The sequence below is a fragment of the [Ruminococcus] lactaris ATCC 29176 genome, assembly GCF_025152405.1.
In the GTDB taxonomy this organism is placed as follows: domain Bacteria; phylum Bacillota; class Clostridia; order Lachnospirales; family Lachnospiraceae; genus Mediterraneibacter; species Mediterraneibacter lactaris.
In genome coordinates this window covers 1,383,431-1,396,386 of record NZ_CP102292.1, presented here as the reverse complement: position 1 = coordinate 1,396,386, position 12,956 = coordinate 1,383,431, and the positions used below count along the sequence as shown (strand labels likewise).

The window sequence follows — 12,956 nt, the reverse complement described above, 5'->3', positions numbered from 1 at the left end:
AGGGTAATTATTTACAAGGAGGAGAATCATGTATAAGATTGCAAAAGCTAGAAGACTGGCCGACAAGATCTTTCTGATGGATGTTCATGCACCGCGTGTTGCAAGTCACTGTCAGCCGGGTCAGTTTATTATCGTGAAGATGGACGAAAAGGGAGAACGTATTCCTCTGACAATCTGTGATTATGACAGAGAAGCAGGAACGATCACGATCGTTGTCCAGGAAGTAGGAGCTTCCACAACGAAGATGGGAGAACTGAAAGAAGGAGACTATTTCCGTGACTTTACAGGTCCGCTGGGGTGTCCATCAGAATTTGTAGAAGAAGATCTGGAGACACTGAAGAAGAAAAAAATGCTTTTTGTAGCAGGTGGTGTAGGAGCTGCTCCGGTATATCCACAGGTAAAATGGCTCAGAGAGCATGGCATTGAAGCAGATGTTATCGTTGGTTCCAAGACGAAAGATATGCTGATCCTTGAAGATGAGATGAAAGCAGTTGCAGGAAATTATTATCCGTGTACAGATGATGGATCCTATGGTCACGCAGGTATGGTTACGACCATGATCGAAGAGCTGGTCGGTGAGGGCAAAAAGTATGATGTCTGTGTTGCAATCGGACCGATGATCATGATGAAGTTCGTATGTCTGCTTACGAAGAAACTTGAGATCCCGACGATCGTCAGCATGAACCCGATCATGGTAGACGGAACAGGTATGTGCGGTGCCTGTCGTCTTCAGGTTGGCGATGAGATTAAATTTGCCTGCGTAGATGGCCCTGAATTTGACGGACATCTTGTTGATTTTGATCAGGCAATGAAGAGAAGCCAGATGTATAAGTCTGAAGAAGGTCGTGCAATGCTGAAACTTCAGGAAGGCGATACCCATCATGGCGGATGCGGACATTGTGGAGGTGACGAGTAATGGCTGATATGATGAAAAAAGTACCTGTAAGAGAACAGGAACCAAAGGTACGTGCTACCAACTTTGAAGAAGTATGTCTTGGATACAATAAAGAAGAGGCAATGGAAGAGGCAACGAGATGTCTGAACTGTAAGAATGCAAGATGTATCCAGGGATGTCCTGTATCCATCAATATCCCTGCATTTATTCAGGAGGTAAAAGCAGGAAATATCGAAGAAGCTTATAAGGTGATCGGTAAGTCCAGTGCCCTTCCGGCTATCTGTGGACGTGTCTGCCCACAGGAGTCTCAGTGTGAGGGAAAATGTGTCCGTGGTATTAAAGGTGAAGCAGTTTCTATCGGAAAGCTTGAGAGATTTGTTGCGGATTACGCTCTGGAGCATGATATTAAGCCGGAGTGTGCAGAGACAAAGAATGGTCATAAAGTTGCAGTCATCGGTTCCGGTCCGTCCGGACTTACCTGTGCAGGAGATCTGGCAAAGCTAGGTTATGATGTAACTGTATTTGAAGCTCTGCATGAACTCGGAGGAGTACTTGTATATGGTATCCCTGAGTTCCGTCTTCCAAAGCAGAAAGTTGTTGCAAAAGAGATCGAGAAGGTAAAAGAGCTTGGTGTCAAATTTGAGACGAATGTTGTGATCGGTAAATCCACTACGATCGACCAGTTGATGGAAGAAGAAGGATTTGAGGCAGTATTTATCGGTTCAGGAGCCGGTCTTCCGATGTTTATGGGTATTCCGGGAGAGAATGCAAATGAAGTCTTCTCTGCAAATGAGTATCTGACAAGAAGCAACCTGATGAAAGCATTCCGTGAAGATTATGATACACCGATCGCAGCAGGCAAGAAAGTTGCCGTTGTCGGTGGCGGTAATGTTGCAATGGATGCAGCAAGAACAGCACTCAGACTTGGTGCAGAAGTACATATTGTGTACAGAAGAAGCGAGGCAGAACTTCCGGCCAGAGCAGAAGAAGTACATCATGCAAAAGAAGAGGGCATCATTTTTGACCTTCTGACAAACCCGAAGAAGATCAATGTTGATGAAAAGGGAAATATCACAAGCATGACCGTTGTTAAGATGGAGCTTGGTGAGCCAGATGCTTCAGGAAGAAGACGTCCGGTTGAGATCGAAGGATCAGAGTATGATATCGAAGTTGATACAGTGATCATGTCTCTTGGAACTTCTCCGAACCCACTGATCTCTTCTACAACAAAAGGTCTTGAGACAAACCGCAGAAAATGTATCGTTGCAGAGGAAGAGAACGGCCAGACTTCAAAAGAAGGTGTATTTGCCGGAGGAGATGCCGTTACCGGTGCTGCTACAGTTATCCTTGCAATGGGAGCCGGTAAAGCAGGTGCGAAGGGTATTGATGAATATCTGAAAAATAAATAATCTTTAACGAGACTGGTATAAGGTTATAGAACCAGTGCAAAAGAAAATCCCATGATTTTCTTCTTATCCTTTGAAGGAATAAGAAAGATCATGGGATTTCTTTTTTTACGATACAATTCGTCGGATTTATGATAGAATAAAAAGCCAGTGGATATGATATCAGAGAGAAAGGGCATTTATCTTTGATGTCATATCAAAAATACAGTAAATAAATTTCTGGGGGAATACATGACAAATTATAAGAACGACAGAAGATTCAACGGAAGTTATTTTCTTGAAGAAGTAGAATTGAAATTAAAGAAAAGACTGGATGAGATCAGAAAGTCTCTCTCTGACGGACAGAAAGAGATCGATAATATGCAGGAGTATTATTGGGAAAATTATACCGAGATGGATGAGTATGGCTATGAAGATTATGATAATCAGCAGGCACTGCTCCATCAGGTCAATGCAAATCAGGAAAAACTGCAGTTAAAGCACCGGTTTGAAAAAATGCTGGACTCTCCCTTTTTTGGAAGAGTTGATTTCGTGTTTGACGGGGAAGAAGAGGCAGAGCCATTTTATATCGGCATTGGAAATTTCGCTGAGAAAGCCGGGATGCAGCCACTGGTTTATGACTGGAGAGCTCCTGTGAGTGGCTTATTTTATGATTTCGATAAAGGACCGGCGGTTTATCAGGCTCCTGCCGGTGAAATACAGGGTGAGATCCTTTCCAAATGGCAGTATAAGATCAAAAATGGAAAAATGATCTATGAGTTCGAAAGCGATACAAAGATTGACGATGATATTCTGAAAAAGGAGCTTGGCACGAACAGTGATGTAAAATTAAAGAATATCGTCCGTACGATCCAGAAGGAGCAGAATGCAATCATCCGCAATACCAGAGACCGGATTTTGGTGATCCAGGGTGCGGCAGGGAGTGGCAAAACCTCCATTGCACTCCATCGGATCGCATATCTTTTATATCATGAGCGGGAAAATCTGAAATCTTCCAATATTCTGATTCTGTCACCGAACGGAGTTTTTGCAGATTATATTTCGCATATTCTTCCTGAACTGGGTGAAGAAAATATCCGGGAGATGAGTTTTGATTTGTTTGCTTATAAAGAACTGAAAAATACTGCGGCAGACTGTGAAGATAAATACGACCAGTTGGAACGAATTATGAAATTTCCGGATCAGGAAGCACTGCGGCGGGCTGACTGGAAGCAGTCAGCAGAATTTGTCGGAGAAATCGAAGGATTTCTTGCAATGCTGGAGGATTCCCTGATGGATTTCCGTCCGGTTGAGTATCGGGGAATGGTAATGACAGAAGAAGAGATACTGAAGCTGTTCTATTATAAATTTACCGAGACACCACTTCTGAAGAGGATGGATTTAGTAAGAGATTATTTTATCGATGAATGGGAGACATTAAGAGGACGGAATATTTCTGATGATGATAAATTGCTTTTACAGCAAAAATTCGATAAAATGTATGTGACGAAGGATCTTTACAGGATTTATTGCCAGTTGCTGGAAGAGTGTGGACTTGATCCGCTGTCCGGAGCAGAGTATGAGAGACGGAAAATCCCGTATGAGGATGTATTTCCGATGTTGTATCTGAAGTACAGACTGGAAGGTGGAAATCATTCGCATAAAAATATTAAGCATCTGGTGATTGATGAGATGCAGGATTACTCATATTTGCAATATACGATCCTTGCCAATTTATTTTCCTGTAAGATGACGATTCTTGGAGACCGGGCTCAGACAATGGATGTCCGGCAGCAGGATGTCCTGAAATTTCTTCCACGGATTCTTGGACGGGATCTTCATAAGATTGAGATGAATAAAAGTTACCGGAATACGGTTGAGATTGCCGAGTATGCAGCAAAGATCAGTGGCATAGAGGATCTGATCCTTCTGGACAGGCATGGAAAAGAAGTTGCAGAGCAGACGTTTGCATCGGAGGACTTCCTGCTGGATGCAGTTCAGGAAAATCTGAATGAGGAGTTTGAAACGGCGGCACTTCTTACTATGACGGAGGAAGAAGCCCTGGAGCTGAACCGTCTTCTGAAATTGCGGGGAGCGGAAGTCGCCTATATTGACAAGAACAGTTCCTCCTTTAAAAAGGGACTGACAGTAACGACCTTTTATCTTGCAAAAGGTCTCGAATTTGATCAGGTCTTTGCGGTGAGAGGCAAGGAGCAGAATCCTTTGAGACAGCAGGCAGAGTATATCTGTGCGATGAGAGCTTTGCATGAACTGTATATGTATGAGATCGCAGATGTATAAAAGGAAAAAGAGAGAAACAAGGAGGAGATGCATATGAAAAAGAAATTACTTGCTTTCGGAATGGCAGTACTGATGCTGACCGGTTGTGGCAGCAGTTCCGGCACGATCCGGTTCGGAGCAGCCGGACTGGGTGGAACTTACCATATGTTCAGTGATGCTTTTGCAGAAATTATAGAATCAGAGAGTGCTGACTGCTCGATAGAAGTAAAGACAACAGCAGGGTCTGCCGCGAATGTACGGCTTTTGTCAGACGGGTATGTTCAGATGGCCATCGCACAGGCAGATATCATCAATGATGCATATTACGGAGTGGGAATGTTTGAAAATGATAAGAAGTATCAGGGATATTCCGCTGTCGGAGGGTTATATACGGAGGCGTGCCAGATTGTAGTACGTGCTGATTCGGACATCCGGTCAGTAGAAGATCTGCAGGGAAAGACAGTCAGTGTTGGAGAAGAAGAGTCAGGAACAGAGAAAAATGCAGAGCAGATCCTGGCAGCGTACGGTCTGTCAGAACGGTTAGTAACCGAGGTGAATCTGGATTATACAGACGCGGTCGAACAGTTGAAAAAGAAAGAGATTGATGCCATGTTCTGTACAGCCGGTGCTTATACAACGGTGATCGGAGAACTTGCCAAGCAGTGTGAGATCCGATTCATAGATCTGGACGAGAAGGGAATCGACAAGCTGATGAAGTCTTATGACTTCTATACAGAATGTGAAATTCCTGAAAATACATATGTCGGGCAGACTGAAGCTGTCAGAACAGTAGGAGTAAAGGCAGTATTACTCGCAAGCGACAAATTATCAGAAAAGAAAGTAAAAGAGATCACAGAAATTTTATTTGAAAATAAGGCTGAACTTCAGTACATTCTTCCAACAGATATTTCACTTGATGAGAGCCAGGCAACAGAGGGAATCACGATCCCATTTCATGACGGGGCAGCCGTTTACTATGAAGAACATGGGATCAGCATGAACGAAGAATAGCATAAGAACGGGAGAAATAGAATGAAGATTCAGTTAGATATGTATCAGACGATTGCCGTTGCGGTAGTCGTGCTGATGTTAGGAAAATTTTTAAAGAAGCGTTGCAGTGTCCTGGAAAGATTCTGCATACCGGCACCGGTGATCGGCGGAGTACTTTTTGCAATTTTTACGTGCATCTGTTATGCCACCGGGATTGCAGAATTTGAATTTGACGATATTCTGAAAGAAGTCTGCATGGTCTTTTTCTTTACATCTGTAGGATTCCAGGCGAATCTGAAAGTGTTGAAAAGTGGCGGAAAGTCATTGATCGTATTCCTTGGACTGGTAGTCGTGCTGATCGTGACGCAGAATTTCATGGCAATCGGACTTTCAAAGCTTCTGCATATCAGTCCGCTCGTAGGACTTTGTACCGGATCGATCCCAATGGTCGGAGGTCATGGTACAGCCGGTGCTTTTGGACCGGTCCTGGAAGACTTTGGGGTAAAAGGAGCAAGTACGCTCTGTACTGCGGGAGCAACCTTTGGACTGATCGCAGGAAGCATGATCGGTGGTCCCATCGGAAAGCGTCTGATTGAAAAGAAAAATCTTTTATCTACAGCCATCGTAGAGGACGACAGCCTTCTGGTGGAAGAAGAGAAGAAGCACGAAAGACATACCAGTATGTATCCGTCTGCTGTATTCCAACTGATCATTGCGATCGGGATCGGAACGATTGTGTCCTATTTCCTTTCTATGACAGGACTGACCTTTCCAATCTATATCGGAGCGATGATCGCTGCAGCAGTGATCCGGAATGTAGGAGAGTATTCCGGTAAATTTACGATCTACATGGGTGAGATCAATGACATCGGAGGTATCAGTCTTTCCTTATTCCTTGGAATTGCAATGATCACGTTAAAGCTCTGGCAGCTTGCAGAGCTTGCATTACCGTTGATGACCCTGCTTGGAGGACAGGTTGTGCTGATGTTCCTGTATGCTTATTTTGTGATATTCACTGTTATGGGAAGAGACTACGATGCTGCAGTTTTATCAGCAGGAGTCTGTGGCTTCGGAATGGGAGCAACTCCGAATGCCATGGCAAATATGCAGGCAATCTGTGAGAAATATGTACCTTCCGTAAAGGCGTATCTTCTGATCCCGCTGGTAGGAAGTTTATTTGCAGACTTTCTGAACAGTCTGGCAATCACATTCTTTATCAATTTTTTATAAAATGTAATGGGGAGATTTTGAAATGTTTTGGAAAAAAAGAAAAAAGGAAAAAGTCAAATATGATGTTGCAAGTGAAAACCTTGCAGTCCCGGAGGTTCATACAGGGGAAGTAGAACATACCGAGACTGATCCGCAGCCGGATGAACCGATCACCTATGAAAATGTTGCAATCCCGGAAATCCATATCCGCAGGAAAAAGTAACCGGAGTACGCCATGAAGATTACGATCATCACTGTTGGAAAAATAAAAGAAAAATATCTTCGAGATGCAATCGCGGAGTACAGTAAAAGACTGAGCCGGTATTGTAAACTGGAGATCATCGAAGTTGCCGATGAAAAGACTGTGGAGCATGCCAGTGAGGCTGTGGAGGATTCCATCCGCAGCAAAGAAGCGGAACGGATCTTAAAATACGTTAAGGAAGATGCATACGTTATTACCCTTGAAATCAACGGAGAGCAGCTCACATCGGAACAACTGGCTGCAAAAGTGGAACAGCTTGGAATACAGGGGACGAGCCATCTGGTTTTTATCATTGGCGGGTCAATCGGACTTGGAAAAGAAGTCCTTGGAAAATCAGACTATGCCTTAAGTTTTTCAAAGATGACCTTCCCTCATCAACTGATGCGGGTGATCCTGCTGGAACAGATCTATCGCAGTTACCGGATCATAAATGGAGAACCATATCATAAATAATAAGGCAGGAGATCAATGAAAAAAATATGGAAATTATGTGCCTTTCTGCCAGCACTGTTCATGATGGAAGTCATTTTTTCGTTTTCTGCACAGACAGGAACTCAGTCAGGTTCACTCAGCCATGATATCAGTGTCCGGGTGGTCGAGACGAAAGGAAGGTTCTTTCATCAGGAACTTGAAAAAAAGGAAATAGAAAAGCAGGCAGATGAGATTGAGTTTTATATCAGGAAGGCAGCTCATATGACGGAATATGCAGTCCTTACCCTGCTGGTTGCTTTTGGATTTTATGTCAATGGATTCCGCAGAAAACGCTGGCTGATGGTGGGATTTATTTTCTGTGTACTTTATGCGGCAACAGATGAGTTCCATCAGTCTTTCGTCGGGGGACGCGGACCATCGGTGAGAGATGTGGGAATTGACAGTCTTGGTGTACTGATCGCGACGATACTTTTGGATGTAGGACAGAAACTGGTGAAGCTGCTGAAAGGGAGGAGACATACATGAGAGAAATGAGACTGGCAAAAAGAGAGATTACAGATCCTGAAGTTTTAAAAGAGATCGTAGAAGAGTGTGACACGGTAAGACTCGGACTGACCGATGCGGAAGGGATGTTCATTGTTCCGGTGAATTATGGGTATGAGTTCACGGAAGAAAATGGAAAAGCAGAACTTCAATTATATTTTCACGGGGCAGCGGAAGGAAGAAAGGCAGATGCTTTGAAATCCCAGAGTTCTGTTGCCGTTGAAATGGATTGCAGGCACGGGATCATTACCGGAGATTATACCTGTGCTTATTCCTATTCTTACCGGAGTATCATGGGAAAAGGAACCGCTGCCTTTTTGGAAACATTTGAAGAAAAAGAGAAAGGACTTCAGCGGATCATGGAGCATATGGCTCCGGGAGCAAAGATTGAGTTCCGGCCGGAAATGCTGACGAGGACGGCTGTATGGCAGATCAATGTGTATGAATTTACCGGAAAAGAGCGAAAGGCAAAATAGATGCAGAGGAGCAGAGTCTGTACCGGAATGAAAAGAAACCGTTCCATGTCCATGTCTTAAGGAGGTGCATTGATATGAATATGTGTGAACTGATCGTTAAGAAAAAGAGGGGTGGCAGGCTGAATGAAAAGGAAATCGACTGGATCGTACAGGGGTATACAGCCGGTGAGATCCCGGATTATCAGATGTCTGCCATGTTAATGGCGATCTGCTTTACCGGAATGGATGAAGAAGAGACAAAGGATCTGACTCTTTCTATGGCAAAGAGCGGTGATCTGATGGATCTGTCTGCAATTCATGGGAAGAAGATCGACAAGCACAGTACCGGTGGAGTGGGAGATAAGACAACACTGGTCATCGGTCCGCTTGCGGCAGCAGCGGGAGTTCCTGTCGCAAAGATGTCCGGCAGAGGACTGGGACATACGGGAGGTACGATCGACAAACTGGAAAGTTTCCATGGTTTTCATACCAGTCTGACACCGGAACAGTTTATTAAAAATGTAAATTCGATCCATATTGCTCTGGCAGGCCAGACAGCCAATCTCGCTCCGGCTGATAAGAAAATCTATGCTCTGCGGGATGTAACCGGAACCGTGGATCAGATGTCACTGATCGCATCCAGCATCATGAGTAAAAAGTTAGCATCCGGTGCGGACGGGATCGTGCTGGACGTAAAAACCGGAGACGGTGCTTTTATGAAGACACTGGAAGATTCCAAAGCTCTGGCACGTGAAATGGTGCAGATCGGTACGCTGGCAGGGCGGGATATGTCGGCAGTCATTTCTGATATGGATCAGCCTCTCGGATATGCAGTGGGAAATGCACTGGAAGTAAAAGAGGCGATTGCCACGTTAAATGGAAATGGACCAGAAGACCTGAGAGAACTGGTACTTGTCCTGACATCCCTGATGGTGGTAAAAGCAGGAAAAGCAAAAGATATCCGGGAAGCTCGTATCCTTCTGGAGGAGACCCTGGATTCAGGAAAAGCACTTCAGGTGATGAAAGAATGGATCGTGGCACAGGGTGGAACTGCGGAGGAAGTGGAACATCCTGATCTTTTGCCGCAGGCTCTCTGTCAGGAGGCGGTCTGTGCGGAAAAGAGTGGATTTGTTACGAAGATCCATACCGAAGAGATTGGAAGGATCTGTATGCTGCTTGGCGGAGGCAGAGCCAAAAAGGGAGATCCAATCGATCTGTCGGTCGGACTTGTACTTCGGAAAAAAGTAGGAGACCCGGTACACTCCGGTGAATCACTTGCGATCCTTCATGCAAATGACAGAGAAAAGCTGGCAGAGGCAAAGGAAAGACTTTTGAAAGCGTATGAGATCAAAAAAGAACCGGTTGCGGTACGTCCGCTGATCTGGGAAATCCTGGATGGAACAGAGGCAGAATAGGACATTTATGCCACGCATATACTGAAGGTAAAGGTGTATGTGTGGCATTTTTATGGACAGAGAACAATTAGCAGAGCGATTCGCAGAGGCTGCAAGTATGCCAAGGGATGTGGTGATGGGAGCATCTGTTATCACGATCACAGGAAGAAATGAAATATGCATAGAAAATTATCGGGGGATTCTTGAATATACAGACCTTCTGATCCGTGTGCAGACCAAATCCGGTCAGATCCGGCTGAGCGGAAAAAATCTGCAGATTGAATATTATACAAACGATGAAATGAAGATTACAGGAAGGATCGTACAACTGGAATTTACCGACGGGAGAAAGACCGGATGATCCAGTCTTTGTTCCGCTATCTGAAAGGATATGTAAAAATCCGGATTACCGGATATTCTCCGGAACGTTTCCTGAATATGTGCTGCTTTCACGGGATCAGGATATGGGAACTGAAAAGCGTCGGGAATGCTTACGAAATGTATATAAGTCTTGCGGGCTTCAGAAAGCTTCGTCCATTTGCACGTAAGACTCATATGAGGATTTATGTGACACAGCGGAACGGATTTCCGTTTTTTGTCCAGAGTTACCGCCACAGAGGTGCATTATTTGCGGGCATTCTGCTGAGTATCCTGTTGATCTGGGGATATTCACTTTTTATCTGGGATATTCATTTTGAAGGAAATGACAAATGGACGGATGAAGCACTGACAGAATTTTTAAAGACCAAAGAAGTTTCTCCCGGAATGAGAAAAAAGAAAGTCGATTGTCCGGGTATTGTAAAAGCAATCCGAAAGGAATATAATGATATCGTTTGGGTGTCAGCATCCATCGATGGAAGCCGGCTGAAAATTCAGATAAAGGAAAATGAAGATACCTTTCAGGAAGAGGTGCAGGGAACCGAAGAAGTTTCAGAGAAACCAACGGATCTGATCGCAGAAGAAGATGGCGTGATCACAGGGATCATTACCCGTTCGGGTGTTCCGCAGGTGCATATCGGAGATTCTGTAAAAAAGGGAGATCTGCTGGTGCTGGGAAGGATCGATGTGACGGACGACGGTGGAGAAGTGACCGGTTATCAGTACTGTCATTCGGATGCAGATATTTATGCAGATACGAAGCTGCCTTATCAGGATTCCATCCCTCTAAGCTACGAGAAAAAGAGCTACAACGGGAAATCGCGGTATCAGTTCTACATGAAGATCGGGAACTGGGAGATCCAGGCAGGTATTTTGAAGAATCAGTTTCGGCACAGTGAGAAAAGTTCACTGGAGCATCAGTGGAAACTGGGTGAAAATTTTTATCTGCCTGTTGTGACCGGGTGGAGAAAAATTACTGCTTATTCTGTAAAAGAAGAAAAATACAGCAGGAAAGAACTTCAGGAATTTTTAAGCAGGCGGTTTCAGAATTTTTGTAAGGATTTAACTGAAAAAGGTATTCAAATCCGTCAGAATAATGTTAAAATACAACTGGACGAAAAAGAAGCCTGTGCATCCGGGACACTTTATCTGAACCGGAAGATCGCCTGTGAGGCTGATACAGAAATAGTAACGATTGAAAGGAAAGAACCGGATGAGTCTGTCAGAACTGATGATTGAAATCCCGGCTGAATACGAGGCAAATGTATTTGGTCAGTTTGATGTATATGTAAAGAAACTGGAAAGGACATTTCATGTAACGCTGATCTCCCGCGATGGAGCGACCAAGATCGTGGGGGAGCGTGCAGCGGCAGAGAAGGTGCAGAGGATCCTGAACCAGCTTGTAGAACTTGCCAGAAGAGGCAATACGATCACAGAACAGAATGTAGATTATGCAATCTCCCTTGTATTTGAAGATCAGGAGCAGCAGCTTGTAGATATTGATAAAGATCTGATCTGCCATACTCTGCAGGGAAAGCCGATCAAGCCAAAGACACTGGGGCAGAAAAAGTATGTGGATGCCATTCGCAGTGGCATGATCACGTTCGGACTTGGTCCTGCCGGAACAGGAAAGACCTATCTTGCAATGGCGATGGCAATCACAGCCTTTAAAAGAGAGGAAGTCAGCAGGATCATCCTGACGCGTCCTGCAATTGAGGCAGGAGAGAAGCTCGGATTCCTTCCGGGAGATCTGCAGAGCAAGATTGATCCGTATCTGCGGCCATTATACGATGCTTTATATCAGATCATGGGAGCGGACAGTTTTATAAAAAATTCTGAAAAGGGTCTGATCGAGGTCGCTCCGCTTGCCTATATGAGAGGAAGAACTCTGGATAATGCCTTTATTATTCTGGACGAAGCTCAGAATACGACACCGGCTCAGATGAAGATGTTCCTGACCCGTATCGGGTTTGGATCAAAAGTTGTCATCACCGGTGATTCCACACAGAAAGATCTTCCGGCAGGAACTGTATCAGGACTGGATGTGGCAGTGAAAGTGGTGAAGGATCTGGATGATATCAGCATCTGCACGCTGACCAGCAAGGATGTTGTCAGACACCCGCTGGTACAGAAGATTGTAAAAGCGTATGAAGACTATGAGAAGAAATCCGCACGACCAAGAGAGAACCGGAGGAAAAAGTAATGAGTCTGTATATTGAAGAAGAGGGTTCAGTCACACTGCCGTTTGATACAGAGGAGATTGCCATTGCAGTGACAGAAGCAGCACTGGACTATGCAGAATGTCCTTATGAGGCAGAAATCAACCTGCTCCTGACAGAGAATCAGGAGATCCATGAGATGAACCTGGAACAACGTGGCATTGACCGCCCGACGGATGTATTATCCTTTCCAATGATCGAGTATGATGCTCCAGGTGATTTTTCAGTAATTGATGAGGAAACCGGAGATGCATTTAACCCCGAGACCGGAGAACTGATGCTGGGAGATATTGTCATTTCCAAGGAAAAAGTCCTCTCTCAGGCAGAAGAGTATGGACATTCTCCGAAAAGAGAATATGCATTTTTGATTGCACACAGTATGCTGCATTTATTTGGATATGACCACATGGAAGAAGAGGAACGGGCAGAAATGGAGGCTCATCAGAGAGCAATCATGGAAAAAGTAGGGATTCCACGCTGAGCAGACAGGTGCAGAGTTCCCGGATGGGACTGC

General features: G+C 44.6%; 14 protein-coding genes. All 14 read left to right on the top strand.

Going from position 1 to position 12,956, the window contains the following annotated elements; genetic code table 11:
* The first annotated feature begins 28 nt into the window (after positions 1-28).
* Positions 29-916, top strand: a complete 888-nt coding sequence (locus NQ541_RS06635) for a sulfide/dihydroorotate dehydrogenase-like FAD/NAD-binding protein (RefSeq protein WP_005612231.1) — start codon at positions 29-31, stop codon at positions 914-916.
* A complete protein-coding gene (gltA, locus tag NQ541_RS06630; RefSeq protein ID WP_005612232.1) occupies positions 916-2,304 on the top strand; it encodes an NADPH-dependent glutamate synthase in 1,389 nt (462 codons plus the stop codon). The genes NQ541_RS06635 and gltA overlap by 1 nt, the downstream gene beginning before the upstream one ends.
* Before the next feature lie 228 nt (positions 2,305-2,532).
* Positions 2,533-4,581, top strand: coding sequence for a HelD family protein (locus NQ541_RS06625; RefSeq protein ID WP_005612234.1), 2,049 nt, complete (start codon positions 2,533-2,535; stop codon positions 4,579-4,581).
* 27 nt (positions 4,582-4,608) lie between these two features.
* Complete coding sequence (locus NQ541_RS06620) at positions 4,609-5,571, top strand: TAXI family TRAP transporter solute-binding subunit (RefSeq protein WP_005612235.1); 963 nt, start codon at positions 4,609-4,611, stop codon at positions 5,569-5,571.
* Between the two features lie 21 nt (positions 5,572-5,592).
* Complete coding sequence (gltS, locus tag NQ541_RS06615; RefSeq protein ID WP_005612236.1) at positions 5,593-6,780, top strand: sodium/glutamate symporter; 1,188 nt, start codon at positions 5,593-5,595, stop codon at positions 6,778-6,780.
* A gap of 22 nt (positions 6,781-6,802) precedes the next feature.
* Complete coding sequence (locus tag NQ541_RS06610; protein WP_005612237.1) at positions 6,803-6,982, top strand: hypothetical protein; 180 nt, start codon at positions 6,803-6,805, stop codon at positions 6,980-6,982.
* A gap of 12 nt (positions 6,983-6,994) precedes the next feature.
* The gene (gene rlmH / locus NQ541_RS06605) at positions 6,995-7,474 is read left to right on the top strand and encodes a 23S rRNA (pseudouridine(1915)-N(3))-methyltransferase RlmH (RefSeq protein ID WP_005612238.1); all 480 of its coding nucleotides are present in this window, start codon (positions 6,995-6,997) and stop codon (positions 7,472-7,474) included.
* A 15-nt stretch (positions 7,475-7,489) separates the two neighbouring features.
* Positions 7,490-7,978, top strand: a complete 489-nt coding sequence (locus tag NQ541_RS06600; RefSeq protein WP_005612240.1) for a VanZ family protein — start codon at positions 7,490-7,492, stop codon at positions 7,976-7,978.
* Positions 7,975-8,472 carry a pyridoxamine 5'-phosphate oxidase family protein gene (locus tag NQ541_RS06595; protein ID WP_005612242.1) on the top strand — a complete coding sequence of 166 codons (498 nt, stop codon included), beginning with the start codon at positions 7,975-7,977 and terminating at the stop codon, positions 8,470-8,472. The genes NQ541_RS06600 and NQ541_RS06595 overlap by 4 nt, the downstream gene beginning before the upstream one ends.
* A 74-nt stretch (positions 8,473-8,546) precedes the next feature.
* Complete coding sequence (locus NQ541_RS06590) at positions 8,547-9,866, top strand: pyrimidine-nucleoside phosphorylase (RefSeq protein ID WP_005612245.1); 1,320 nt, start codon at positions 8,547-8,549, stop codon at positions 9,864-9,866.
* Positions 9,867-9,903: 37 nt separating this feature from the next.
* A complete protein-coding gene (locus tag NQ541_RS06585) occupies positions 9,904-10,206 on the top strand; it encodes a YabP/YqfC family sporulation protein (RefSeq protein WP_005612247.1) in 303 nt (100 codons plus the stop codon).
* A complete protein-coding gene (locus tag NQ541_RS06580; RefSeq protein WP_005612249.1) occupies positions 10,203-11,462 on the top strand; it encodes a sporulation protein YqfD in 1,260 nt (419 codons plus the stop codon). The genes NQ541_RS06585 and NQ541_RS06580 overlap by 4 nt, the downstream gene beginning before the upstream one ends.
* Positions 11,437-12,426 (top strand): PhoH family protein, encoded by a 990-nt coding sequence (locus NQ541_RS06575; protein ID WP_023923360.1) that lies wholly within the window; start codon positions 11,437-11,439, stop codon positions 12,424-12,426. Before NQ541_RS06580 ends, NQ541_RS06575 begins: the two co-directional genes overlap by 26 nt.
* Entirely contained in the window at positions 12,426-12,923 is a 498-nt protein-coding gene (ybeY, locus tag NQ541_RS06570; protein ID WP_005612253.1) for an rRNA maturation RNase YbeY, read from the top strand. Before NQ541_RS06575 ends, ybeY begins: the two co-directional genes overlap by 1 nt.
* Positions 12,924-12,956 lie beyond the last annotated feature (33 nt).

Excerpts from the sequence above, each read along its gene's own strand:
- NQ541_RS06590 (WP_005612245.1), top strand. The coding sequence starts at position 8,547 with ATGAATATGTGTGAACTGATCGTTAAGAAAAAGAGGGGTGGCAGGCTG.
- NQ541_RS06575 (WP_023923360.1), top strand. The coding sequence starts at position 11,437 with ATGAGTCTGTCAGAACTGATGATTGAAATCCCGGCTGAATACGAGGCA.
- NQ541_RS06635 (WP_005612231.1), top strand. The coding sequence starts at position 29 with ATGTATAAGATTGCAAAAGCTAGAAGACTGGCCGACAAGATCTTTCTG.
- rlmH (WP_005612238.1), top strand. The coding sequence starts at position 6,995 with ATGAAGATTACGATCATCACTGTTGGAAAAATAAAAGAAAAATATCTT.
- NQ541_RS06610 (WP_005612237.1), top strand. The coding sequence starts at position 6,803 with ATGTTTTGGAAAAAAAGAAAAAAGGAAAAAGTCAAATATGATGTTGCA.
- NQ541_RS06600 (WP_005612240.1), top strand. The coding sequence starts at position 7,490 with ATGAAAAAAATATGGAAATTATGTGCCTTTCTGCCAGCACTGTTCATG.
- NQ541_RS06625 (WP_005612234.1), top strand. The coding sequence starts at position 2,533 with ATGACAAATTATAAGAACGACAGAAGATTCAACGGAAGTTATTTTCTT.
- NQ541_RS06585 (WP_005612247.1), top strand. The coding sequence starts at position 9,904 with ATGTGTGGCATTTTTATGGACAGAGAACAATTAGCAGAGCGATTCGCA.
- ybeY (WP_005612253.1), top strand. The coding sequence starts at position 12,426 with ATGAGTCTGTATATTGAAGAAGAGGGTTCAGTCACACTGCCGTTTGAT.
- NQ541_RS06580 (WP_005612249.1), top strand. The coding sequence starts at position 10,203 with ATGATCCAGTCTTTGTTCCGCTATCTGAAAGGATATGTAAAAATCCGG.
- gltS (WP_005612236.1), top strand. The coding sequence starts at position 5,593 with ATGAAGATTCAGTTAGATATGTATCAGACGATTGCCGTTGCGGTAGTC.
- NQ541_RS06595 (WP_005612242.1), top strand. The coding sequence starts at position 7,975 with ATGAGAGAAATGAGACTGGCAAAAAGAGAGATTACAGATCCTGAAGTT.
- NQ541_RS06620 (WP_005612235.1), top strand. The coding sequence starts at position 4,609 with ATGCATATGAAAAAGAAATTACTTGCTTTCGGAATGGCAGTACTGATG.
- gltA (WP_005612232.1), top strand. The coding sequence starts at position 916 with ATGGCTGATATGATGAAAAAAGTACCTGTAAGAGAACAGGAACCAAAG.